The 24,029-nt window shown below is 66.1% G+C and carries 22 protein-coding genes and 1 tRNA gene; 2 read left to right on the forward strand and 21 right to left on the reverse strand.

What is annotated here, in order from left to right:
• Positions 1-13 precede the first annotated feature (13 nt).
• On the reverse strand, positions 14-1,738 hold the full coding sequence (locus ACUJ46_RS08180; protein ID WP_445389976.1) for an N-acyl-D-amino-acid deacylase family protein: 1,725 nt from the start codon (positions 1,736-1,738) through the stop codon (positions 14-16).
• Between the two features lie 65 nt (positions 1,739-1,803).
• Here ACUJ46_RS08180 and ACUJ46_RS08185 point away from each other — a divergent pair, with 65 nt between their 5' ends.
• Entirely contained in the window at positions 1,804-2,445 is a 642-nt protein-coding gene (locus ACUJ46_RS08185) for a thioredoxin domain-containing protein (RefSeq protein ID WP_445389977.1), read from the forward strand.
• Between the two features lie 6 nt (positions 2,446-2,451).
• Here the strand turns inward: ACUJ46_RS08185 and ACUJ46_RS08190 are convergent, their stop codons facing one another.
• From ACUJ46_RS08190 to ACUJ46_RS08230, 9 genes are all read right to left on the reverse strand, one after another.
• Positions 2,452-3,564: an acyl-CoA dehydrogenase family protein gene (locus ACUJ46_RS08190; RefSeq protein WP_445389978.1), complete on the reverse strand. Its 1,113-nt coding sequence runs from the start codon at positions 3,562-3,564 to the stop codon at positions 2,452-2,454.
• Between the two features lie 12 nt (positions 3,565-3,576).
• Entirely contained in the window at positions 3,577-4,770 is a 1,194-nt protein-coding gene (locus ACUJ46_RS08195) for an acyl-CoA dehydrogenase family protein (protein WP_445389979.1), read from the reverse strand.
• A gap of 187 nt (positions 4,771-4,957) precedes the next feature.
• Positions 4,958-5,512, reverse strand: a complete 555-nt coding sequence (locus tag ACUJ46_RS08200) for a beta-class carbonic anhydrase (RefSeq protein WP_445389980.1) — start codon at positions 5,510-5,512, stop codon at positions 4,958-4,960.
• Between the two features lie 222 nt (positions 5,513-5,734).
• On the reverse strand, positions 5,735-6,127 hold the full coding sequence (locus tag ACUJ46_RS08205) for a hypothetical protein (protein ID WP_445389981.1): 393 nt from the start codon (positions 6,125-6,127) through the stop codon (positions 5,735-5,737).
• A 4-nt stretch (positions 6,128-6,131) separates the two neighbouring features.
• Complete coding sequence (locus tag ACUJ46_RS08210) at positions 6,132-8,561, reverse strand: tetratricopeptide repeat protein (RefSeq protein WP_445389982.1); 2,430 nt, start codon at positions 8,559-8,561, stop codon at positions 6,132-6,134.
• Positions 8,562-8,762: 201 nt separating this feature from the next.
• Positions 8,763-8,839, reverse strand: a tRNA-Arg gene (locus ACUJ46_RS08215).
• Positions 8,840-8,867: 28 nt separating this feature from the next.
• Positions 8,868-9,149, reverse strand: a complete 282-nt coding sequence (locus ACUJ46_RS08220; protein WP_445389983.1) for an ETC complex I subunit — start codon at positions 9,147-9,149, stop codon at positions 8,868-8,870.
• A gap of 32 nt (positions 9,150-9,181) precedes the next feature.
• Positions 9,182-11,644, reverse strand: coding sequence for an ATP-dependent helicase HrpB (gene hrpB / locus ACUJ46_RS08225; protein WP_445389984.1), 2,463 nt, complete (start codon positions 11,642-11,644; stop codon positions 9,182-9,184).
• 7 nt (positions 11,645-11,651) lie between these two features.
• A complete protein-coding gene (locus tag ACUJ46_RS08230) occupies positions 11,652-12,662 on the reverse strand; it encodes a polyprenyl synthetase family protein (RefSeq protein WP_445389985.1) in 1,011 nt (336 codons plus the stop codon).
• A 47-nt stretch (positions 12,663-12,709) separates the two neighbouring features.
• Here ACUJ46_RS08230 and ACUJ46_RS08235 point away from each other — a divergent pair, with 47 nt between their 5' ends.
• The gene (locus tag ACUJ46_RS08235; protein ID WP_445389986.1) at positions 12,710-13,015 is read left to right on the forward strand and encodes a chorismate mutase; all 306 of its coding nucleotides are present in this window, start codon (positions 12,710-12,712) and stop codon (positions 13,013-13,015) included.
• 21 nt (positions 13,016-13,036) lie between these two features.
• Here the strand turns inward: ACUJ46_RS08235 and ACUJ46_RS08240 are convergent, their stop codons facing one another.
• From ACUJ46_RS08240 to ACUJ46_RS08290, 11 genes are all read right to left on the reverse strand, one after another.
• Complete coding sequence (locus tag ACUJ46_RS08240; protein ID WP_445389987.1) at positions 13,037-13,744, reverse strand: endonuclease/exonuclease/phosphatase family protein; 708 nt, start codon at positions 13,742-13,744, stop codon at positions 13,037-13,039.
• 56 nt (positions 13,745-13,800) lie between these two features.
• Positions 13,801-14,364 carry a F0F1 ATP synthase subunit B family protein gene (locus ACUJ46_RS08245; RefSeq protein ID WP_445389988.1) on the reverse strand — a complete coding sequence of 188 codons (564 nt, stop codon included), beginning with the start codon at positions 14,362-14,364 and terminating at the stop codon, positions 13,801-13,803.
• 1 nt (position 14,365) lies between these two features.
• Entirely contained in the window at positions 14,366-14,845 is a 480-nt protein-coding gene (locus ACUJ46_RS08250) for a F0F1 ATP synthase subunit B family protein (protein WP_445389989.1), read from the reverse strand.
• Between the two features lie 31 nt (positions 14,846-14,876).
• Entirely contained in the window at positions 14,877-15,104 is a 228-nt protein-coding gene (locus ACUJ46_RS08255) for a F0F1 ATP synthase subunit C (RefSeq protein ID WP_445389990.1), read from the reverse strand.
• Positions 15,105-15,125: 21 nt separating this feature from the next.
• Complete coding sequence (locus tag ACUJ46_RS08260; RefSeq protein WP_445389991.1) at positions 15,126-15,872, reverse strand: F0F1 ATP synthase subunit A; 747 nt, start codon at positions 15,870-15,872, stop codon at positions 15,126-15,128.
• Between the two features lie 13 nt (positions 15,873-15,885).
• Positions 15,886-16,218 carry an AtpZ/AtpI family protein gene (locus ACUJ46_RS08265; RefSeq protein ID WP_445389992.1) on the reverse strand — a complete coding sequence of 111 codons (333 nt, stop codon included), beginning with the start codon at positions 16,216-16,218 and terminating at the stop codon, positions 15,886-15,888.
• 133 nt (positions 16,219-16,351) lie between these two features.
• Positions 16,352-19,849 (reverse strand): chromosome segregation protein SMC, encoded by a 3,498-nt coding sequence (gene smc, locus ACUJ46_RS08270; protein WP_445389993.1) that lies wholly within the window; start codon positions 19,847-19,849, stop codon positions 16,352-16,354.
• 42 nt (positions 19,850-19,891) lie between these two features.
• A complete protein-coding gene (locus ACUJ46_RS08275) occupies positions 19,892-20,638 on the reverse strand; it encodes a thioredoxin domain-containing protein (RefSeq protein ID WP_445389994.1) in 747 nt (248 codons plus the stop codon).
• Between the two features lie 63 nt (positions 20,639-20,701).
• The gene (locus ACUJ46_RS08280) at positions 20,702-21,826 is read right to left on the reverse strand and encodes an NAD(P)/FAD-dependent oxidoreductase (RefSeq protein WP_445389995.1); all 1,125 of its coding nucleotides are present in this window, start codon (positions 21,824-21,826) and stop codon (positions 20,702-20,704) included.
• Positions 21,823-22,788, reverse strand: coding sequence for an alpha/beta hydrolase (locus ACUJ46_RS08285; protein ID WP_445389996.1), 966 nt, complete (start codon positions 22,786-22,788; stop codon positions 21,823-21,825). Before ACUJ46_RS08285 ends, ACUJ46_RS08280 begins: the two co-directional genes overlap by 4 nt.
• The gene (locus ACUJ46_RS08290) at positions 22,785-24,029 is read right to left on the reverse strand and encodes a CaiB/BaiF CoA transferase family protein (protein ID WP_445389997.1); all 1,245 of its coding nucleotides are present in this window, start codon (positions 24,027-24,029) and stop codon (positions 22,785-22,787) included. Before ACUJ46_RS08290 ends, ACUJ46_RS08285 begins: the two co-directional genes overlap by 4 nt.

Genomic DNA, 24,029 nt, shown 5'->3' on the forward strand with positions numbered 1-24,029 from the left:
CCGCAGGGTGGTATCAGGCGCGCAGCAGTGTGCCGGGCAATTCCCCTGTCGCCTCTCCGGCCTCGAAGGTCACGACACCACGGCAAAGCGTCAGGTCGATGCCACGTGGTGTCTGGAGCAGGCGGCCGCCACCGGCCGGCAGGTCATGCACCATGCGCGGCGGCGAAAGCCCCAGCCGGTCCAGGTCGATGATGTTGAGATCCGCCCTTAGGCCGGGCTTCAGCGCGCCGCGATCATGCCAGCCGACATGGCGGGCGTTCCTGAGCGTGAGGCCATGCACCAGCGATTCCAGCGGCACGGCGTGGCCGGCCTTGTTGCCGCGCGCCCAGATGGCAAGCGTACTGGTGGGGAAGCTTGCGTCGCAGATGGTGCCGCAATGGGCGCCACCATCCGAAAGGCCGAAAAGCGTGTTCGGGGCAGACAGCATGGCATGCACATCGTCGAGGTTGCCGCGCGCATAGTTGATGAGCGGCATGTAGATCAGCCGGTGGCCGCCTTCCTCGCGCAGCAAGTCGAGCATATAATCCGCCGGGTCTCGGCCGGCGGCCTTCGCCTCTGCCGCGATCGACCGGTCGGCCGAAGGCTCGTAATCGACAGGATCGGTCACGCGGAACATGCGGTTGAAACCGAAGGCGATCAGCTTGCCGAAACCGTCTGCCGGAATGGTCTGGCGATGCTGTTCCAGCAGGCGGGCGCGAACGTCCGGCTTTTCCAGTTCCGCCAGCTTTCCGGCCAGCGGCAGCTTCTCGATGCGGCGCCATTCCGGGCAGAAGAGGAAGGGGTTGAGCGTCACCTCCAGCCCCTGGAGCGCCCCGATGGCGCGCGGCGCCACCTGGGTCTTCACGTCCAGACCTTCCGCAACCATGGCCGCCACCCGTTCGAAGATGTGGCGATAGCGGTCTGGCGCCTCGTCCGTCTGCTGCAGGGTGAAGCTGAGCGGGCGGCCGGATTCGCGCGCCATGGCGGCGATCAGATCCAGCTCGCGGTTGGCGAAATCATCATCGGCCGTCATGTAGGCGTCGGAAATGAGCTGAATGACACCCTTGCCCTGCCGGCGCATGGCGCGCGCAATGGCCAGAAGTTCCTCGGCCCCGGCTTCGAGCGTGCCGATATTCTCGCCCGATCGCGCACGGTGCACGATGGTGCGCGAGGTGCTGAAACCGAGGGCGCCGGCCGCCAGCGCTTCTTCCGTCAGCCGCGCCATCTCGGCGATCTCGCTTTCGGTCGGATGCTCGCGGTGGTCGGCGCCGCGCTCACCCATCACATAGGTGCGAAGGGCGGCATGCGGCAGATGCGCTGCCACATCCATGGTGAAGCGGCGCCGGCCCAGCGCCTCGAGATAGTCGGGAAAGCTTTCCCAGTCCCAGGTGAGGCCTTCGGCAAGCGCGGTGCCGGGAATATCCTCCACCCCTTCCAGCAGGGTGATGAGCCATTGGTGGCGATCCGGCCGTGCGGGCGCGAAGCCGACACCACAATTGCCCATGGCGATCGAGGTCACGCCGTTGAGGCTTGTCGGCGCGAGAAAGGGATCCCAGCTTGCCTGCCCGTCATAATGGGTATGGATGTCGCAGAAACCGGGGGTCACCATGCGGCCGCCGGCATCGATGACACGGCGGGCAGGCCCGGAAACCTCGCCGACAGCGGCAATCAGCCCGTCCTTCACGGCGATGTCGCCACGGAAGGGCGCGGCCCCGGTGCCATCGACGAGCATGGCGTCACGGATCAGAATATCGAACATGATGTCTCTCCCGCTGCCCATCCTTCAGCTATGCGCCGGGCTGTCAACAGCGTAATTGGCAGGGCATGACGATCTCGCGGCGCGATGCACTGGTTCTGGGGGGCCTGTTGGGGGCCGGAGCGCTTGCCGGTGTTGCGGCGCGCCGGCTGGAGCCGGTGGGCATCGAAACAGGCTGGACGCCCGTGGTCCGCGCCGCCCATGCCGAGCCGGTGCCGACCGCAGGCAACCCCGCAGGCGATGTGCGCCTGAGCGTCTTCACCGATTACAACTGCCCCGCCTGCCGCAAGGCGCATGGCCCGATGATGGAAGCAGCAGAAGCCGATGGCGGCGTGGTCATCGCCTTCCACGACTGGCCGATCTTCGGCGACGCATCGCGCGCAGCGGCACGAGCTGCCATCGCTGCTGACGAACAGGGCCTTTACCTCCCGGTCCACGCCGCCCTGATGGCTGGCGGCCGGGCTGATGCCGGTGCCGCCGAAGCAGCGCTGGAAGCTGCGGGCGGCGATGTCAGGCGGCTCAGGCAGACGCTGGAGCGGGAGGCGGCGCGCATCGACGGGCAGCTCAGCCGCAGCGCCTTTCACGCCTTTGCGCTTGGGCTTGGCGGCACGCCGGGCCATCTGATCGGCCCGATCCTCGTGCGCGGGGCTGTCAGCGAACGGGATTTCGGCCGTGCGATCCGCCGCGCCCGCAAGGCCGGGAAAGGCTGAAGCAGTTCAGGCCGCCCCGGCCAGCCGCGCCATTCGGGCGAGGTGCCAGTCCTCGTCGCCCCATTCCGCCTCGATCACGGTTGTGCGGCGGAAATAATGGCCAAGCGGCAGTTCGTCGGTCATGCCCATGCCGCCATGAAGCTGCACGGCATTCTGCCCCACGAAGCGGCAGGCCGCAGCGATCGTTGCCTGCGCCGAAGAGGCTGCCCGCGCGCGCTCAGGGGCAGGTTCGTCCAGCGCCGCCGTCACCAGCCGGGCTGCGGCGCGCGCCATCTCGCATTCGAGATACATGTCCACCATCCGGTGTTGGAGGGCCTGGAAGCCCGCAATCGCCTGGCCGAACTGCCGACGCTGGCCGGTGTAGGCCACCGTCTGTTCCAGCAGCCGGTCGAGCACGCCGACGGCTTCGGCCGCCTGCAGGGCGATGGCCCGGTCACGCGCTTCCTCCAGCAGCGGAAGCGCTTCGCCTTCACGGCCCAGCAGGGCATCGGCGGGCAGCGTCACGCCATCGAGCAGCAGATCGGCGGCGCGGCGGCCATCGATGGTGGCATAGGGGTGGCGCACCAGCCCCGGCACATCGGCGGGAACGAGGAACAGGCTGATTCCATCGGCATCGCCCGCCCTGCCCGCCGTGCGGGCGGCAAGGATGAACGCGCCGCACCACGGGCCGGCAGGCACAATGGCCTTCATGCCCGTCAGCCGCCAGCCGCCGCCTTCCCGGCAAGCCTCGAGCGCAATATCCGCAAGATCATGCCGCATGGATGGTTCCGCCCAGGCAAGGGCTGCGATCAGGTCGCCAGACGCCATGGCCTGCAGGCGCCCGTCCTCCGCTGGCATGCCGCAGCGGCGCAGCAGCCATCCAGCCAGCAGGCATTCGGCCAGCGGCTCGGGCAGAAGCGCGCGCCCGGCTTCCTCCATCAGGATCATTGATTCCGTGTCGCCAAGGCCGGCGGCATCCATCAGCCCCATGTCGCGGGCCAGATAGCGCCAGAGATCGGGGCGGTAGCCCGGTTCGGCCGAAACCGCCGCCATGCGGCCGGCGAAATCCTGCCGGGTGGAAAGATAGTTGCGCAGGCTGTCCCGCAGCATGGCCTGTTCGGTGGTGAAAGCCTTGTCCATCGCAGGCCCCCTTCAGTTTGCCGCGCTGCCGAGCGCGCGCCAGATGATGTTTTTCTGGATCTCGGTCGAGCCGCCGTAGATGGTCTGCGCCCGCTCGAAGAGATAGGCCTGCACGCCCGCCGGGCCGAAGGCCGGCACGCCGGGTGCGGCGGCGGCCCAGTCCGCTGTGCTGCGGTCGAGCATGGGGGCGCGGCCTCGGCCTGCCAGCTGGATATAGAGCCGGGTGATGGCCTGCGCGCATTCGGTGCAGGCGATCTTCAGCGCGGCGGCACCGGCCATCGAGATTTCGCCGCGCAGGGAATTGAGGATCGACACCTCGATCGCGTCCAGCCGCGCCTCCACGCGGGCAACGGCGCTGGCGAAGGCGGGGTCTGCATCCATGCTGCGCCCGCCGCCGGCCGGGGTCTGCCGCGCCAGCGCCCTGACGCGGGCGATATCCCGCCGCTTGGCGCCGACATGGGCATAGGAAAGCCGCTCGTTCTTCAGCAGTACATTGGCATAGTGCCAGGCCTGCCCTTCCTCGCCGATGCGGTTCTCGACCGGCACGCGCACATTGTCGAACTCGATCCGGTTCAGCTCGCAAGATCCGTCGAGCAGGCGGATTGGGTGCACGGTGACACCGGGCGAATCGAGCGGCGCGCAGATGAGCGAGATGCCCTGCTGCTTGCGCGCCTCGCGGCTGGTGCGGGCGAGGCAGAAAATCCAGTCCGCCCATTGGGCGCCCGAAGTCCAGATCTTGGTGCCGTTGAGAACATAATGATCGCCATCGCGCTCGGCCGAAAAGCGCAGCGAGGCAAGGTCGGAGCCGGCCTCGGGCTCGGAATAGCCCTGTGCCCAGAAGGCGCGCGATTCGAGGATGGCGGGCAGCCAGTCCCGCTTTTGCTCGGGCGAGCCGAAGGCACAGATGATGGGGCCGATATAGATGACAGCCATGGGGATGATGGTGGCGGCGCCGGCCAGTTCCAGTTCCTGGTCGAAGATGTAGCGCTCCACCGGGGTCCAGCCGGTGCCGCCATGCTCGGCCGGCCAGCCCACGCCCAGCCAGCCGCGCGCGTTGAGCGCCTGCTGGGCGGCGATGTGATCGGCCTTTTCCAGCCGCTGCCCGGCGGCGATCCTGTCGATCACGTGGCGCGGATAGTCCTCCGCGAAAAAGCGGCGCACTTCGTCGCGGAAAGCCTGTTCGGCCGGCGTCAGCGAAAGTTTCACACCCTGCTCCTGCGGTTTGCCCGGTCACCCGGCGCCTGCATAGTGCAGCGGCCGGCAACGCCCGCGCCACTCTCGCTTTTGAGGCTGCGGGAAAGGCGCGCGGGCCTTGAAATGCCGAAAGGAAAACGCCCGGCCTGCGAAGACCGGGCGTTCATCCTTCGGCATTGGCGGTCAGGTCGCCGGAAACTCAGTCAACAGGCAGCAGCTGCCCGCTTTTCACATCATAGATGAAGCCGTGAACGGGGATGTCATCGGGCGTGAGCGGATGGTTGCGGATGCGGGCGACATCGTCGCGCACGCTCTGGGCGAGATCCTTGAAGTTCAGCCAGGCGACATGCCAGCCTTCCCGGCTTCCGCCTTCGGACTGCTGGTTGGCCCAGCTCTTGCCATCGAAGCTGGCGGTGGCGCGGCTGGTTTCCAGCAGGGTCGCGATGGTCGGCCCGTCAAACAGTTCCATGCCGCAATCGGTGTGGTGGATGACAAACCATTCCCGCGTGCCCAGCAGCTTGTGCGAAATGACAAGCGAGCGGATGGCATCATCGCTGGCGCGGCCGCCGGCGTTGCGGATGACATGGGCATCCCCTTCGGCAAGGCCGGCATATTTCGCCGGATCGAGCCGCGCATCCATGCAGGTGAGAATGGCAAAGCCACGCGCCGGCGGCAGGGCAAGCTTGCCCTTGTCCCCGAAATCGGCGGCATAGGCCGCATTGGCGGCAGTCACTTCATCGCGGATCTTCGACATGTTTCAATCCTCCTGTGCGCCCCATCTTGCCCCGCATCCCGGTGACGGGCGAGCTAGATTTTCTGGGCGTGCTGATAGGGGGGAGCAAAGAAGCGTGAAGGCGTTGCATGGCAGGGCGTCGGCCAAACAATTGCAAACCCGCGCCCTTTTCGATCTGTCTGTCGGATCAACATCCAGACTTACCCACCAACATGCAAAGCAGCGAAACGTGGCGGGCAGGTTTCAACCACCGCCCTGAATAAATGTCTGATTGTTGTTTCCCTTGACCACATTGGCAACTGCGCCATGGCCAGAGGCGATGGCGGTCTGCGTGTCGCTGTCGGCCGGGGCTGGCAACAGCGCTGCAAGTTCATCGGCAAACGCCGGGTTTGCCTCCAGAACCTTCACTAGCTGTTTGCGAAGATCGGCCTGATTATCCTCTTGGGATGGTGCCTTTTCGAGATCTTCAAGCGCTTCTTTTGCACGACCTGAAAGCTTGTCTTTCATCCATCCAAGCATCTTGACACCAGCCTCGACAGACGCCTCACCCACCTTTTCGGCTGCGCCTTCACCCACCTTGATGAGATAAGGGGTAATACAGGCAACGACTGTAAATGAAAGTGTGACAGGGTCCATAAAATTACCTATTCAAAACTCTAAAATATAATGACAAATCTATAGCATAAATTCGACGCATAATTTCTATATCTGCCTCACAGCTCAAATAGTTCACGCATCTTATGTAGTTTCCAAAAATATACTGAATTTTTCCCGAAAATGCCTTCGGGAACGACTCAGCGGCCGGAAGCAATGTTTGAACTGCCTCCTTTGCCACAGGCAATGCCTCTTCCTGCTTGCCCATATCAAAAAGACAATTGGAAAGATTGCTGAGAGACAGAGCAAGGTTAGGCATGAAAGCGTCCGGACGACCTGCAGCAAGTGAACGGTAGAGATTCACCGCCTCCTCCGCCGCAGACAGTGCATCTTCCGGCCTTTCTACCTCAGAGAAACTTTTGGATAAATTGTTGAGAGACAGGGCAAGGTCAGGCATAAAAGCATCCGGTCGAACTGCAGCAAGGGACCGGTAGAGATTTACTGCCTCTTCCGCCGCCGGCAGCGCTTCTTCCCGCCTGCCTACGTCAGAAAGACGATTGGATAGATTGCCGAGAGACATAGCTAGGCAGGATCTAAAAGCATCCGGTCGACCTGCAGCAAGGGACCGATAGAGTATCACTACCTCTTCCGCCGCCGGCAGCGCTTCTTCCCGCCTCCCTACTTCGGAAAGACGGTTGGATAAATTGATTAGTGCCCCTGCAAGTTTTGGCATGAAAGCGCCCAGTGGAGCTGCAGCAAGGGACCGATAAAGATTTGCTGCCTCCTCGGCGGCCGACAGAGCTTCTTCCCACCTCCCCACTTCAGAAAGACGGTTGGATAAATTGTTGAGCGCCCCTGCAAGTTTCGGAATGAAAGCGCCCGGTGGAGCTGCAGAAAGGGACTGATAGAGATTTACCGCCTCCTCTGCCGCCGACAGTGCATCCATCCGACTACCCATGTGAGACAAGAGAATAGAAAGATTATTGAGACTATTTGCGCGATATTCTTCATTTGAGCCATCAGACGGGATGTTCTCAATGATTTTCTGCTGAACTTCAACAGAAACCTCAATCATTGACAGAGTTTTATCTGGAATGATTTCAGAAAGAAAAATGAGATTCTGAAGATCCTGTGGCTGCCTCGCGAGGTTCCCTAACCACTGGACTGAAACATGGTTGAAATTTCCATTCGCAAAGTCCTGCGCTGCACGGACCAGACTTTGAAGCACGGCTTCCGGTTCCCGTTTCCATGCACGGATCACGATGCCAGACCTTATATCATCGCTGCGAAATTTATTGCCCTGCACATGTCGTAACAGGAACGCCTCACCGATGAGATCGGGGCGAACCGGTTCAATGCGATCCGAATAGCATGGCAGCAGATCGCACAATTGTTCAGCAATCTGGTCTTCTGGAAATGGAAGCACCTTCTCCATGGCCGCTGCTTCCTCCCTGATCAGGGCTGGCAGCTCTTGCAGATCGGCACCATTCTGCAAGGTGATGCAGGCTGCGACATGAAGGGTGAAATCACCTTGGTCGGCATGGCCCCATGCCAAGGCCCGGCGGCGGATGCGTGCAGTCTCAATGTCAACCATCTCGTCGGCAAGTTCGACGCGTTCGCGGGCAAGCGCGGCCGGCGCTCCGAGGCGGGCGCCATGAATACCGGCCATCAGAAGATAAAGGGGTTCGTTGTCGATCCGGCCGTCAGCAAGTCGCGCATCAAAGTCCGGGTTCTCGCCAGCTGGCGGGGGTGCAACGGGTTGACACGGCGGGTCCAGCAATGGGGCGGCCAGCCTCATGGCCTCAGCCAACAGGGCGCGGCGATCTTCTACTGCCCCAAAAGGCATGAGTTTGCGCAGACATTCGTTTCCAATCAGATCCGCGGGGCCAACCGCCAGTGATTCACGACGCAGCAGGTCAGCCCACCAGCCCGTTTCCGGGTCAGCATGACGCTCGAGAAGAAGGATACGAAGCTTGCTGCCTTCCGGGGCGGAATTGCGGGCAAGGGACGCAAACCATGATTTCAGAACAGGAAGAGATGTGGCCGCATAATCGATGACCAGAAGAACCGGGCACGGCAAAGACCAGCTTGCAAGATTCTGGCCTCGATGAAAACGCTCCAGTTCATCGCTGGAGACGAAACCGGCAACCCAGCCTTCCGCCTCGGCAGCCTCGCACGCTTCTATTGCGAGGCGTGTCTTGCCCGTGCCCGCCCGCCCGGTGATGCAGCGAACCGAGATGACATCAGCTTCGTTGCGCCAGCCTGACAGTTCGGAAATTACACCTGATCTGCCAACCAATGTACTGACACGGCGTTCGGTGATAAGAAGGTCAATAAGCCTTTGGGGAGGCACTTTCCGTTTGTGCAGCGGATCAATTCGAAGCCTGCTCCCCCCAGCCTGAATGGTTACAAAATTATTGTCGCCATCAATGCTCACGGCCATGGCATGAGCAGCAGTTGCAGACGCAGCGGGCATATCGTCTCCCTGTCGAAGAAGAACATGGCAGAGAGGCGAAATTATCGCAACGAATTACGAACTAGAAAAAACCATAATCCAAAGCCATGTTACGGGATTGAAGCCCTATACTTCAGCAAGAGCAGCTCGCAAGCTACGCACTGCGCTCACGGCAAAGTGTCTAATCCAGCTTCTGACCAATCTGTCGCGCGAAACGGCAAATGGCGCGCCCGGCAGGACTCGAACCTGCGACCGTCCGCTTAGAAGGCGGATGCTCTATCCAGCTGAGCTACAGGCGCGTGCCGGAACCCTAGCGCAAGCCGGGGTTCAACGGAAATTCTCGGCGTAGCTTTGCAAGATCAGGCGGCGCGGGGCCGGGGGCACGATCTCGGCGTCCAGCCCGTGGCGTTCGGCATAGGCCTTTGCCGCCTCAAGCGTCGGGAAGGTCAGGCGGATCTGCTGGTCCGTGTCGCCGCTTCCGGCCCAGCCCATCAGCGGGTCCGGCCGCTTTGCTTCGGCGGGTTCCCGCTCCAGAATCCATTGCTGCGCGCGGGCCTTGCCCGATTGGGTCGCGGGGGTGCCCTGCTGGAAGATGCGTGCCTTGGCCATGCACATTCCCAAGCCACGACAATGCGGGAAAATCAACTGTTGCGGCGCGCGTCGGCTGCCTTTGTGCGCACCGTGGCGCTGGCCGAGGCCGGATCATCCGGCCAGGGGTGCCTGGGATAGCGGCCCTTCATGTCCTTCTGCACGTCGCGCCAGCCCCCCTTCCAGAAGCCCGGCAGATCCCGCGTGAGGGCAATGGGCCGCCCGGCCGGCGAGGTGAGCGCCAGTGTGAGCGGCACGCGGCCATCGGCCAGCATCGGGTGGGCCGAAAGCCCGAACAGCGCCTGCACCCGCACCTCGGCCTGCGGCCCGCCCTCTGCCGCATAGTCTATGGGGTGGCTGGTGCCGGCGGGCGTGGAAAGCCGGGCCGGGGCAAAGCGCTCCAGCGCCTGCCGTGCAGCCCAGTCCAGCCGGTCGAGCAACGCGCCTTCCAGCCGCACGTCCGCCAGCCGCTGGGCGCCGGCAAGGCGGGGCAGCAGCCAAAGCTCTGCATCCGCCAGCAGGGCTTCATCCGCCATGCCGGGCAAGCCGGAAAGGCCGCTGGCGCTGGCAAACCGCAGGCGGGCAAGCAGCGCGCGCTCCCCCTCGGGCCAGGGCAGCGCGGAAAGGCCCTTGCGGCGCACCTCGGCCATCAGCGCCCCGGCAACGGCCTCGGGCGGGGCGGGCTGCCGGCGGCGCGCCACCTCGATCGCGCCAAAGCCGGTAATGCGCACCAGCGAAAGGCGGCCGCTTGCCGGGTCGGGCGCCACCTCTTCCACCGTTTCCAGCCGCGGTTCCAGCCATGGCAGCAGTTCATCCGGCGGCAGGGCGGCAGCCAGGCGCACACGGGCATTGGCCCCGGCCCCTCCGGCATCGACCACCACCAGCCATTCCGCGCGCGCCAGCGGGTCCGTCGCCTCAAGGCTGACGCCGCGGCCATTGGCCATGCGGTAATCGACCATCGCATCCGAAGGCCCGGGCGCACGCCGGCGCCGCGCCACGCGATCCGGGAAAGCCTCGGCAAGCAGCAGGGGCAGGGACAGCGGCGCCAGCGACGCATCGCGCCGGGCAAGCCGTGCGGCCTGCCCTGCCCAGCGCGCCGCCAGCTTGCGCGCCTGCGCCGCGCGCCCGCCCTGCAGGCCGGAAAACTGGCGCAGGCGTGTTTCCAGATCGGTCGACAGCCCGCCAAGGCCGCGCTCTTCCACCAGCACGGCCAGGCCCGCCGCATCCTCCGCCTGCCCGCGCGCCGCACCCGCCAGCAGCATATGCGCCAGACGCGGGGACAGCGGCAGCCGGGCAATCAGCCGGCCATGGTCCGTCAGCAGGCCATCGGCATCGATCGCGCCCAGGGCCCTGAGATCGGCCCGCGCGCTTTCGATGGCGGCGGGTGGCGGCGGATCGAGCCAGCAGAGGTCCGATGGCTCCCGCACGCCCCAGGCCGCCAGCCTGAGCGCGAGCGGGGCGAGATCGGCTTCCAGGATCTCCGGCGGGTCGAAGGGGATGAGGCCGCGCGTCTCCCCCTCCTCCCACAGGCGAAGCGCGAGGCCGGGCGCCTGCCGCCCCGCACGGCCGGCCCGCTGTGTGGCCGCCGCCTGCGAGACACGCTCCGTCACCAGCCGCGACAGGCCCGATGCGCGATCGAAGCGGGACCGGCGCGCAAGGCCGGAATCCACAACGATGCGCACGCCATCGATGGTGAGCGATGTTTCGGCGATCGAGGTCGCCAGCACCACCTTGCGCTTGCCCGAGGCTTTCAGCGCCGCGCGCTGGGCCGCCGGGTCCGCCGTTCCATGCAGGCGGTGAAGCTCGATGCCATCGGGCAGGCTGAGCCGCTCCGCCGTCCGCTCGATTTCGCCGACACCGGGCAGGAAGGCGAGCAGGCTGCCGCCCGCCTCCGCCAGCGCCTGGCGGATGGCTGAGGCCATGGCATCCTCGATCCGGCCGGCCGGGCGGCCAAGATGGCGAATGGTGACCGGATGCTGCCGCCCCTGCGATTCGAGCAGCGGGCAATCCCCCATCAGCCGCGTGAAGCGCGCGCCATCGATCGTCGCCGACATGGCAAGCAGCCGGAGATCGGGCCGCAGCTGGCGGGCATCGAGCGCCAGCGCGAGGCCCAGGTCGCCCTCGAGGTTTCGTTCATGCACCTCATCGAACAGCAGCGCGCCGACACCCTCGAGACCGGGGTCCGCGATCAGCCGGTTCACGAACAGCCCTTCCGTCACGCACTCGATGCGCGCATCCGGTCCGACCCGCGATTCGAGCCGCGTGCGATACCCGACACGCCCGCCCACATCTTCGCCCAGCAGGCTGGCGATGCGCTCGGCAGCGGCGCGGGCGGCAAGCCGGCGCGGCAGCATGAGGAGGATCCTGCGCCCTTCAAGCCAGGGGCAATCGAGAAGTGCCGGCGCGACAAGGCTGGTCTTGCCGGCGCCCGGCGGCGCGACGAGCACCGCGCAGGGCGATTGCGCAAGAGTTGTGCGCAGGTCATCGAGGATGGCGGCGACCGGAAGCCCGGCCACTGCCGGATCAATAGGCCCGCTGGATGGCAAATTCGACCGTCTCGACAAGGGCTGCACGCGCCGTGCTGGCCGGCAGGCAGGCCAGGCTGTCGATGGCGCGGCTGCCGTAAAGACGCGCGCGCGCCATGGTGTCGGCAATGGCGTCGGTGCCGTGCAGCCGCTGCACTGCTTCCTTCAGCTCCGCCTCGCCATTGGCGCGGCCGGACATGGCCTTGCGCCAGAAACTGCGCGCCGCCTCGTCACCCCGCGCATAGGCGAGGATGACGGGAAGCGTCACCTTGCCGTCGCGGAAATCATCGCCGCTGTCCTTGCCCATGGTTTCCGCATCGGAGACATAATCGATCGCATCATCGACCAGCTGGAAGGCGATGCCAAGGTTGCGGCCATAGGCTTCCAGGGCGTCCTCGGTGTCGCTGTCGCGCTCGGCTACAACGGCTGCGATCTGGCAGGCGGCGGCAAAGAGGGCGGCCGTCTTTGCCTGGATGATGTGGAGGTAGCGTTCCTCGCTGGTCTCGACCACACGCTGGGCGGTCAGTTGCGCCACCTCCCCCTCGGTGATCACGGAGGCGGCATTGGCCAGCACCTTCAGCGCCTTCAGGCTGCCCGCCTCGACCATCAGCTCGAAGGCACGGGAAAAGAGGAAATCGCCGACTAGCACCGAGGCTTCATTGCCCCAGATGGTGTTGGCAGTGGCGCGGCCACGCCTGAGGTCGGAGCCATCGACCACATCATCATGAAGCAGTGTCGCGGTGTGGATGAACTCGACGGAGGCGGCAAGCTTGTGGTGGCGCTCTCCATCATAGTCGAGGGCGGCCGCACAGCCGAGAGTGAGCATCGGGCGCATGCGCTTTCCGCCCCCTGCGATCAGATGGCCCGCAAGTTCGGGAATCATCGTCACCGGGCTTTGCATCCTGTCGAGGATGACCCGGTTGACGGCATTGAGGCCCGGTGCCACGAGCGACATCAGGGGCTTGAGGCTGGGCTTTTCGGGCCGGAGGGGGCTTAAGGTTGCTGTCATGCTGTGGTTCCCGCTAGGGGTTCCGGCGCAAAAGGGAAAGGGGCTACATGTCGCGCGAGGCACCGACGCCTGAGCAATTGCTGCAATTCCGGCGTTCGATCGACAACATCGACGCGGCGCTGGTGTTCATGCTGGCAGAGCGGTTCAAGATCACGCAGAAGGTGGGCGCCTACAAGGCGGAAGCCGGGCTCCCCGCTGCTGACACGAAGCGCGAGGAAGAGCAGATCGCCCGCCTGCGCAGCCTTGCCGCCGATGCCGAGCTGGACCCGGAATTTTCGGAAAAATTCCTGCGTTTCATCATCGACGAGGTGATCCGCCACCATCAGGCGAAAAGCGAACAACTGCGCGGCTGACAGCCCGAATCAGGGGCCCGCTCAGCCAGGCCGCCTGCTGCCCCGCGGAAGCCGCACCTTCAGCCAGAGTGGCAGATGGTCGGAGGAAACCCGTGATTGCGGGCTTTGATGAACGCCCGCGCCCTCGACCTCCATTTCATTGGACACGAACACGCGATCAAGGCGCGCAACCGGGTTGCCGGCCGGGAAGGTTGGCCCTGTCGGCAGGACCTTGTGGGTACGGGCGAAATCCGCGATGCACCCGGCCGTAACCCGCCATTCATTGAGATCGCCCATCATGATTGTAGGCATCTGCTCGGGCTGGGCCGCGATATGCTCGAGGATCGCATGCGCCTGCCGGCGACGCCACAGGCCGGACAGATCAAGGTGCATGCCGACGATCCGGACAGGAGCGCCAGCGACGGCAAGATCGACCAGCACCGCCCCGCGCGGCTCCAGCACCGGCAGGGTGAGCGTCGCATGGCGGAGGAGTTCCACGCCGTCCCGCATGAGGACGGCATTGCCGTGCCAGCCAATGGCGTTCGGCAGCGCATTCTCGAACGGCACGGCGCGCCAGCCATGCTCCGCCAGAAGCCCGGCGGGAAGCACCGTGTGGCGCTCACCGAAGCGGCGATCCGCTTCCTGAACCACGGCTATGCTGGCATCGATTTCCGAAAGCACGGTCATGATGCGATCTGGCCGGCGGCGCAGATCGGATCCGACCGCCTTGCGGATGTTGTAGCTTGCCACCGTAACGCAAACGGGCCCCGCCTGGGGCCCGTCGCGCAGAATGTCATCCGTGGTCGTCAGCGCCTGTCGAGCCCCGCAATGGCGGCTTCGGTCAGGCTGGCCAGATCCCCTCTGGAAGACCGTTCGGCCAGAAGAGCCTCGGCAGCCTTCAGCGTGATGTCCGCCGCCCGTGCTCTCAGTTCGGTTTCGGCCGCACGAGCCTCGGCCGCGATGCGGTCATGGGCAAGCTTGCTGCGGCGTGCAATCGCAGCCTCGGCGTCAACGCCGGCCTGCTCGATGATGCGCCGGGCTTCCGCTTCGGCGTTCTCAAGCATGGCACGGGCATTGGCTTCGGCCTCTGCGGCCTCGGCTGCAGCCCGGGCCTTCATGGCTTCAGCTTCGGCCTTGAGGGCGGCGGCTTCGGCCAGATCGGCCTTCACCTTTTCCGCCTGGGCATCGAGCGCCGTGCCGAGAGCACGGAATGCGCCAAGTTTCCAGAGGATCAGCACGAAGGTGAGAAAGGCAACGCCCACCCACGCATAGCTGTCCAGTCCGAGAAACGTCTCGTGTCCGGCGTCATGCCCTGCCTCGGTTGTGGCGATGGCATCCGCACCGTTCATTTCAAGTGTCTCGTCCGACATGTCAGGCAGCAACCTTCTGGACAGCCATGCCAGCTTCGTCATTGGAAACGCTGACACCCGCAACCCGATGAACAAGATCGACGGTTGCCTCGGTCGCCACGACTTCCAGTTCGGCAAGAACTGAAGCCCGCACTTCCGCAAGCCGCTTGGCGGCAGCTTCTGCTTCGGTCTTCAGGCTTGCGTCGACATCAGCAAGCCGGCGAGCCGTGGCGGCAGCCGCTTCGTCCCGGGCCTTGCCGGTTACGGCAAGGGACTGGGAACGGGCGCCGGCAAGCGCCGTCGAACCACCGCTCGTTGCAGCCTCGGCCGCATCACGCGCGGCCTCGGCTTCCCGAAGGTCGGCAGCAATCCGTTCCTTGCGGTTCTCGACCACCCTCTGCACCTTCGGCAACATGCCGCGCACGATGATGTAGAGAAGCGCAAAGACGAGGATCAGCCACAGAAGCTGCGGCAGCGCCTGATTGAAGTCAAACTGGGGCATCGCGGGCCTCCGCTACGTCCGTGAGCCTGGATCAGACTGCGAACAGGAGCAGAAGGGCGACGAGGAAGGCGAAGATGCCGAGCGCTTCGGTAACGGCGAAGCCGAAGATCAGGTTCGGGCGCTGGGCATCGGCGGCAGCCGGGTTGCGCAGTGCGCCAGACAGGAACATGGCGAACAGCAGACCGACGGCGATGGCGGCAAGGCCCATGCCGATCGAGGCGATGCCGGCGCCGAGGAACTTGGCGGCAGTTGCGTCCATGGAGAAGTCCTTCCTTGAAACTCAGTGATGCAGGTTGATGGAATCGTTGAGGTAGATGCAGGTCAGCAGCGCGAACACATAGGCCTGCACCACGGCGACCAGAAGTTCGAGCGCATAGAAAGCAACAGTCAGCGCGAAGGGCACCGGCGCAAGGGCTGCCAGCACGCCACCAGCAGCGCCGAGGCTGATGACGAACCCGGCGAAGACCTTAAGCAGGATGTGACCCGCCGTCATGTTCGCAAAGAGACGGATGCTGAGCGTGAGCGGCCGCGACAGGAAGGAGATCAGTTCCACGGGAACGATCAGCAGCAGCAGCGGCTTGGCTGTGTTGGCCGGCACGAACAGCGAGAAGAAGTGAAAACCGTGCTTCACCAGCCCGACAAGCACGCAGATCAGGAAGATCAGGGCAGCGAAGGCGAAGGTGACGACGATGTGGCTGGTGACGGTGAAGCTGTAGGGGAAAAGGCCCACAAGATTCGCCACCAGGATGAAGATGAAGAGCGCGAAGATGAAGGGTACGAAAGGCCGGCCCTTGGGACCGATGTTTTCGTTCACCATGTCGGTGACGAAGCCCGTTACCCCCTCGAGGGCAGCCTGCCAGCGGCCCGGAACGAGCGCGGCATTGCGGGTTCCAAGCCACATGAAAGCGAGAATGACGCCGAGGGCAACCAGCATGAACAGCGAGGCGTTCGTAAACGCCGCGTCGGCACCGGCAACCGAAAATTCGGCATAGCGCTTGATCGCAAATTGCTCGAGCGGATTGGCCACCGTTGACGCGTCCCTAACCCTGTTCTTCCTGTCGATCCTCGTCGGCAGCCCTACGGACTGCCGCCGCTTCTGCGTTGACCGCCTTCAAGAGGTTCCAGAATCCCGCCCCGATCCCCAGAAGGAGAAACAGGAGCAGCAGCCATGGCCCCGTGCCGAGCCAGCGATCGAGAAAAAACCCGATGCCGGCGCCGACGATGGTGGTCGCGGCGATTTCAAAAGCATGGCGCGTGCCCTGCGCAAGCGCCGTGACAGCGACCTGCCGCGGTTCGGGCCTGTGCCTTGCCTTTGCTGCTTCCAGCCTTGCCTCGAGGCTTTCGAGGCTTTGCTTGTCAGCAGGATCGGGCAAGTCTTTTGACCCTCTAGCGGAAATGGTCTGCCATCGACGACGCTGCGTCATGGGCTTCGCCGGCCATGAAGCCGCCAAAGCGGGGGTTCCGTTAGAGGGGGGCAGCGCAAAGGTCAAGCATGGCGCGCCCTGCTCAGGATGCCACCAGCCGCTCGGCCTGCGAAAGATCGACCGATACGAGCTGGCTGACCCCCGGCTCACCCATGGTGACGCCATAGAGCCTGTGCATGGCTGCCATGGTGACGGGGTTGTGGGTGACGATCAGGAAGCGTGTGTCCGTTTCGGCCACCATATGCTTCAGAAGACGGGTGAATCGCTCAACATTGGCATCATCGAGCGGGGCATCCACTTCATCGAGAACGCAGACCGGCGCCGGATTCGTGCGGAACAGGGCGAAGATGAGGGCAATGGCGGTCAGCGCCTGTTCCCCGCCGGACAGCAGCGACAGGGATTGCAGTTTCTTCCCCGGTGGCTGGGCCCGAATCTCGAGGCCTGCTTCCAGCGGATCATCGCTTTCGATCATCTGAAGCTCGGCCGACCCGCCACCGAACAGGGTGGTGAAAAGATCGCGGAAATGCCGGTCAACCTCGGTGAAGGCGGCCATCATCCGCGCCCGCCCTTCCCTGTTCAGCATCCCGATCGAGCCGCGCAGCCTGTTGATCGCGGTTTCAAGCTCGGTGCGCTCTTCCGCCTGTAGGGCAAGCCTTTCCTCGATCTCGGCAAGCTCGATGTCGGCGCGAAGATTGACGATGCCGATTCGCTCGCGCTCTTGCTGCATGCGCTCCAGCCGCGCAGCCAGCCTGTTTGCATCGGCAGCCTCATCTTCCGGGCCGCCGTCGTCTGCGGTTTGCGCATGGCGGTCGAGATTGCCGGGCTGCACGCCGAAGCGCTCGACGGCGGCGCCGACCAGTTCGGCAAGCTTGTCACGCAATTGCGCGCATCGCGCCGAAAGGGTGGCCCGCGCCTCGCGCGCATCGGCAACGGCGGCTTCGGTCGCGCGGGCCTGGGCGTCCAGCCCGGAAAGCGTAAGCTCGGCCACGAGCACGGCTTCGGCCGCCGTGCCGCGCGCCGTCTCGGCGGCTGCAAGATCGCGATCGAGAAGGCCCAGCCGCGCGTCCAGTGCGTCCGGCTCCGAGAGAATGGCGGCGCGTTCGGCGGCGATCCGCTCCTTGCGGCGCAGCAGTTCGGCGGCGGCATCCGTTGCGTCCCGGTCACGCTTTTCCCAATCGGCGATCTCGCGCTCTATCCGGGCGATTCGCGCTGCGGTCTCGGCTGACGTCCGTTCCAGTTCGGCGGCATCGGCGCGCGCTTCGGCAAGGATAGCCCGCGCCCTGTCGGCAGAGCGCCGGGCCTCGCCCGCCCTCTGGGCGGCGGCGCTGCTGTCCGGCAGGGCCAAAACGGCCTCGCTCGCGGATTCGGCCTCGGCAATGGCGCTCGCCCCTTCGGCGTCCAGCCGCTCGATCGAGGCCTCGAGCGCGCTGGCGCGGGCTGCAGCCTGCGCCTCGGCCGCGCGCAGGCCCTGCAGGCGGCCTGACAACTGCTCGCGCCGGCGTTCGGCTTCCGCGCGGGTGGCGCGCGCCTTGCGCTCGGCCTGCTGCGCTTCGGCGATGGCGGCCTTCTGCTGCTGCAGTTCCGCATGGGCCGCTTCCAGCTGGCGGCGCGGCGCGCCCAGGCTGGCGGCGATTTCCCTGCGGCGATTATCCTGCGCCAGCGCTTCGGCAACGGCGGCGGCCTGCCCGCCGGGCGGCGCCACAAAGCCGTCCCAGCGCCAGAGCCAGCCATCCCGCCCCACAAGCCGCTGGCCGGGTAGCAGGCGCGCGATGCGGGCAGGGTCGGGGGCGGTTTCCACCACCCCCACCTGCGCAAGGGAGCGTGCAAGCTCGGGCGGCGCTGTCACATGGGCGGCAAGGGGCGTGGCGCCCTCGGGCGGCGGCGGATCATCGCCGTCTTGCCAGGGCAGGCAAAGCCAGTGGCGCACGGGCTGTGGCGGCACGCCGAGGGCGGCATTGAGCGCATCGCCCAGCGCTGCCGCTGCCGCCGCCTCATAGCCCGGCCGGGCGGACAGCGCGGCCCGCGCACCGCCGCCAGCCAGCGGGGTTTTCGATCGCATCAGCCGGTCGAGGGCGGCGGCCTCGGCTTCAAGGCTCGCCACCTCGGCACGCAAGGCGGAAACGGCCCGCTCCATGCTGTCGGCGGCGTGGCGTGCAGCCTGGGCTGTGCGCTCGGCCGTCGCAATGGCTTCGGCGGCCGTTCCCGCTTCGCTGGCGTGGCGCGCAAGGGTCGCTTCCGTTTCGGCAATGTCCGCCGCCAGCCTCGTGCCGGAACTGGCAGCGGTCAGCTTGTCGCACTCGCCTTCGAGCCGCCTGCGCTCCTGAACGATCCGTTCTGCACGGCCGCGCGCGGCTTCGGCCTGCGCCCGCACGCTGCGCGCCTCGGCCAGAAGGGCGGCATGGGCTTCCACGGCATCGGCAAGCTGGCGTTCCGTGTCACGCACGGCGGCTTCGGCACTGTCCACCCTGGCGGCCTGCGGTCCCGATGCCGATTTCGTGTCAGACAAGGTCTGGCGCAGGGTTTCGATCTCGGCTGCCAGACGCGCACGGGTCGCCGCCGAATCGGCAGCGCGGGCGCGCTCGCGCTCCGCATCCGTTGCGGCAGCCTCCAGCTGCAGGGACAGATCCTGCAGGCGGCGGGCAAGCGCCGCCCGATCGGCAACAAGCGTCGCCCGCTCGGTGGACAGGCGCTGCACCATCGCCGCAGCCGTCGCCTCGGCCTGGCGGCGGGGCGGCAGGCCGGCGGCGGTATCGGCCTGCGCCGTGGCGGCCCGCGCAGCGGCTGCAGTCCTCTCGGAAAGTGCGGCATCCTGGTCGCGCAGGGCGCGTTCGGCATCCTGCACCATGGCGACCGCCGCTTCCCACTGCAAGCGCAGCAAGGCGGCCTCGGTCGCCCGCATGCGTTCGGAAAGCGCCCTGTAGCGAGCGGCTGCGCGGGCCTGCCGCCGCAAGTCCTGCGCCTGCGTGTCAGCCGCCTTCATCACATCATCCAGCCGGACAAGATTGGCATCAGCAGCCCGCAGCCGCTGTTCAGCCTCGCGCCGGCGGACATTGAGACCGGCGATGCCGGCGGCATCCTCCAGCAACTGCCGGCGCTCCTGCGGGCGGGCGCTGATGATCGCGGCCACCCGCCCCTGGCTGACAAGCGCCGGCGAATGCGGGCCGGTTGCGGCATCCGCGAACAGCAGCTGTACGTCCTTCAGCCGCACGTCGCGGCCATTGAGAGACCAGTTCGACCCTTCACCGCGAGCGATGGCGCGGGTCACTTGCAGCACATCCTCGCCGTTGAATTCGGCTGGCGCCCGCCGGGCGCTGTTGTCGAGGGTTAGGCGCACCTCGGCGAGATCGCGGCCCGGCCGGCGGGCGGTGCCGGAAAAGATCACATCGTCCATGCCGCCGCCCGCCGAAACCCGCAGGCTGCGTGCTGAGCTTTCGCCCATCACCCAGCGCAGGGCTTCGAGAAGGTTCGACTTGCCGCAGCCATTGGGGCCGACAATGCCGGTCAGCCCGTCCCGGATGAGCAGTTCGGCCGGCTCGACAAAGGATTTGAAGCCCGAAAGCCGGAGCTTCTCGAACTTCATGGCCTTTTCAGCCGGCGCCGCATGCGCGCCCGCGTGGCGGCATCAGAGCGCCTCGTCGATCCGCGGCTTGAGGGTTTCCCAGCTGTTCACACCATCCAGCTTCCTGCCGTTCAGGAGGAAGCTCGGGGTGCCATTGATCTGATAGGCGTCGATCGCGGCCTGCTGCTGCGCCGTCAGCTTGTCGAGCTGCGCCTGGTTGCTGAGGCAGGTATCGAACTGGGCGCGCGGCATGCCCCGGCTGCGGGCAAATTCGTGCATCTTGCCGGCAACCGCCAGGCCCTTCACCTGCTCGCCCGGCGCCAGCGCCTTCAGCGGCGCGATGTCGGCCTCGGTCAGCTTCGTGAAAGGCGTGACCCAGGCGTCATGGTTGCCATAAAGCTCGCCGGCCCAGGTGAAGAAGCGGCCCGATCCCTCGCAAAGAGCAACCTGAGCGGCGACGAAATCATAGACGTTGAGCATGAAGGGCCTGTATTCGTAGGAAACCTGCCCGGTCTTTACATAGGTGGGCTTCAGATTTTTCTCTGCCTCGAGGTGGAAATCCTTGCAGTGCGTGCAGGTGAAGCTCGCAAATTCCACGATCTTCACCTTCGCATCCGGGTTGCCCATGCGGAATCCGCCTTCGGGCGTTTCCACGACCGTCTTCGTCCAGTCGGTCGCGGCAGTCGAACCGGGCGCGGCGGCCGGTGTGGCGGCCGCATCGGGCGTCGCGGCGCTTTTGCTGTCGCCGTCGCAGGCGATGAGGGCGAAGGGGGCGATGACCGCGAGCGCGGTTCTGGAGAATGTGGTCATGGCGGCAATTCCTAGCATATCATCCGGGGACAGCAAGAAACGGCAGCGCTGCACGCTGCGATTTCAGCGGAAGCGCGATGGCAGGTACAGGCCAGTATCGATGGCGGCATAGGCCGGTGGCAGCGGCATGCCCAGAAGATGGGCCGCGCCGATGGCCGCCGCCGCCGGGGATGTCTGGATTCCCCAGCCGCCCTGGCCGGCGCACCAATAAAAACCGGGGGCTGCGGGGTCGGGGCCGATGACCGGCAGCCGGTCGGGCGCGAAATTCCGCAAGCCGGCCCATTTCGAGGCCAGTTTCGTGACGGGCCAATCGCACATGCGCTCGAAACGGTCGATGGCGATGGCCACGTCCATTTCGTCCGGCTGCACGTCATGGGCCGTGTCCGGCGTTTCGTCGTGGGGGGAAATCCACAGGCGGCCGGCATCCGGCTTGAAATAGAGGCTGCCGCCAGCATCCATCACCACGGGAAGATCGGCTGGCGCCGGTGGCCGCACCTCGGCCACCACGATCGTGCGCCTGAGCGGCATGACCCCGATCGGTGCAACGCCGGCAAGACGCGCGACCTCGTCGGCCCAGGCGCCGGCGGCGTTGACGATCCGCGCGGCGCTGAAAGGCCCGGCCGTCGTTTCAAGCAGCCATTCGTCACCAGCCCTGCGGATGGTCGTGACCCGCGCATCGGTGACAAGCCGTGCCCCGCCCTTGCGGGCCGCGCGCAGATAGGCCTGGTGCAGGCCGGCCACGTCGATATCGGCGCACCCCGGCTCCCAGATCGCGGTCTGCGCCCAGTCCGCCCGCAGGTACGGCACCAGCTGCCTTATGCCTTCAGGGCCAAGCCGCTGATGGGCGACGCCGCCATGATCGAACTCGGCCTCCAGCGGGGCAAGGCAGGCGGTGTTGCCTTCATGGCAGAGATGGATCGCCCCGCGCGGGGACAGGATGGGCGTGTCGCAGAAGCCCCTGGGCGGACGCTGGAAAAAGGCCTTGGACGCAGTGGTGAGGGGCTGCACCGAGGGGCCGCCATAGGTTTCGGCATAAAAAGCCGCCGAGCGCCCGGTGGTGTGGTAGCCGGGGTGCGCCTCGGCCTCCAGCAGGCCCAGCTTCAGGCCGGGGGCGGCTGCCAGAAGCGCATGGGCGAGCGATGCACCGCCGATGCCGGCGCCGATGATCAGGATGTCGAAGCCGCTCATGCAATGCAATCCAGGAGAAAATCGCGAATCTTCGAGAGCGCCATCTGCCGCTGCCGGTCAGCTTCGCGCAGAAGCTCGTGCGCGCCATCCGGCACCAGTTCGAGCCGGCAGCGCGGCAGCCGGGCGGCGATGGCGCGGGCGTGGTCATTGTCGACGAGCCTCTCCTCCCCGGCCAGAAGCATCAGGACCGGCAGGTCGATCGTCTCCAGCGGCAGATGCTCCAGCCTGTCCTCGCTTTCGGCGAAAGCCTGAAGCCAGCCCCAGCTGACACCGCCCGTCGCAAGCCCAGGACACATGGCGATCCAGCGCGCTTCGTCCTCGAAGCGGGCGTCGTCATGGGTCAGCAGTGCCTGGCGCGCGGCGCTCTGCTGCGTTGCGCCATAGGGGCCCTGCCCCCAGGCGAAATCATCGCCCCGGCCCTGCCGCACGCGCCGCGCCGCCATCCTGAGGGCAATGGCCCTGAGCGGCTGAGCCATGTTTATGCCGTGCAGTGGCGAGGACAGAACCGCCCCCTTCAACCGCTGGCGCAGCGGGTGGCGCAGCGGGTGGCCATGGCGCGCCGGCTCGGCGATCCAGCGCGACAACAGATGCCCGCCCATGGAATGGCCAAGCGCAAGCCATGGCGCATCGGGCATCGTCTCCACCGCATGGCCGGCCAGATGATCCAGATCGGCAAGCCAGCGGTCGAAGCTGTCGATGTGGCCTGAGCCCTTCTGCGTCAGCCGGTCAGAGCCGCCCTGCCCGCGCCAGTCGAAGCTGGCAATGGACAGGCCAAGCCCATGCAGCCCGGCAATCGCATCGGCCCATTTTTCGAGGAAATCGGCGCGGCCTGTCAGCAGCAGGAGATTGGCGACCGGCCGGGGGTGCGGCAGCCTCAGCGTGCGGATACGCGCCCCATCCGCCATGGTGACAGGCGCGACATGCGCGGCTTCGGGCAGGTGAAAGCGCGGGGCTTCGCTCATGCGGCGGTCACCACCCCGTCGGCAATCAGGGCGTCGATTTCCTCCGCCGTCAGCCCCAGCCCTTCGAGCAAGGCGCGGCTGTGGCTGCCAAGCATGGGCGGCGGCAGGCGATAGTCAGGCGGCGTGCGGGTAAGGGCCAGTGGCTGGGCCACGGTGCGAACCATGCCCAGCCGGGGGTGCGGCTGCTCCACCACCAGCCCGCGCGCCTTTGCCTGCCGGCTGTCGAGCGCCTGCGGGATGGTGGCGATCGGCCCTGCCGGCACCTGCGCGTCCTCGAAGGCGGCAAGCCATTCCTCGGCCGGGCGCGTCTTCAGCGCAGCCTCGATCATCGGCAGCAGCGCATCACGATTGGCGGCGCGGGCAGAAGTGGTTGCAAAGCGCGGTTCATCCGCCCAGCCCGGATAGCCAACGATGCGGGCAAAGGCGCGGAACTGGCTGTCGCTGCCGACGGCCAGCGCGATGGGGCCGGTGGCGGTGGCGAAATCCTGATAGGGCACGATGGACGGGTGCTGGTTTCCCATGCGGCGCGGCAGCGTTCCGCCGACCAGCCAGCCTGTCGCCTGGTTCGCCATCCAGCCCAGCGTCACGTCGAACAGCGCCATGTCGATATGCTGCCCTTCCCCCGTGCGGTCGCGGTGGAGAAGCGCCGCGAGGATCGCGGTTGCCGCCATCATGCCGGTGGTCAGGTCCGCTATGGCCACACCGGCCTTCAGGGGGCGGCCGTCGGCCTCGCCGGTGATGTCCATCAGGCCAGCCTCGGCCTGGATCATGAAATCATAGCCGGCCCGCTTTGGCTGCGGGCTTTCATGGCCGAAGCCGGTGATCGAGCACCAGACAAGGCCCGGATGCGCCGCCAGCATCTGCCTGTGCCCAAGGCCTGACCGGTCGAGGTCGCCGGCTTTGAAATTCTCGATCACGACATCGGCGCCCGCAATCAGGCGACGCACGATGTCAGCGCCCGCGCGGTGCTTCAGGTCGATGGCCAGGCTTTTCTTGTTGCGGTTGGCGGCAAAGAAATAACTGGCATCGCCCTGCGCCCCATCCGGGGCGGTGGACCAGGGCGGCCCCCAGCTGCGGGTATCATCGCCCTTGCCGGGGCGCTCCACCTTCACGACATCCGCGCCGAGATCGGCAAGGATCTGGGCGGCATAGGGCCCGGCCAGCACGCGGGACAGATCGACGACCTTCAGCCCTTCGAGCGCCCGTGCGGTTGCGGTTGCGTCTGCACCTGTCCCGCCCAT

The sequence above is a fragment of the Sandaracinobacteroides sp. A072 genome (assembly GCF_052616365.1).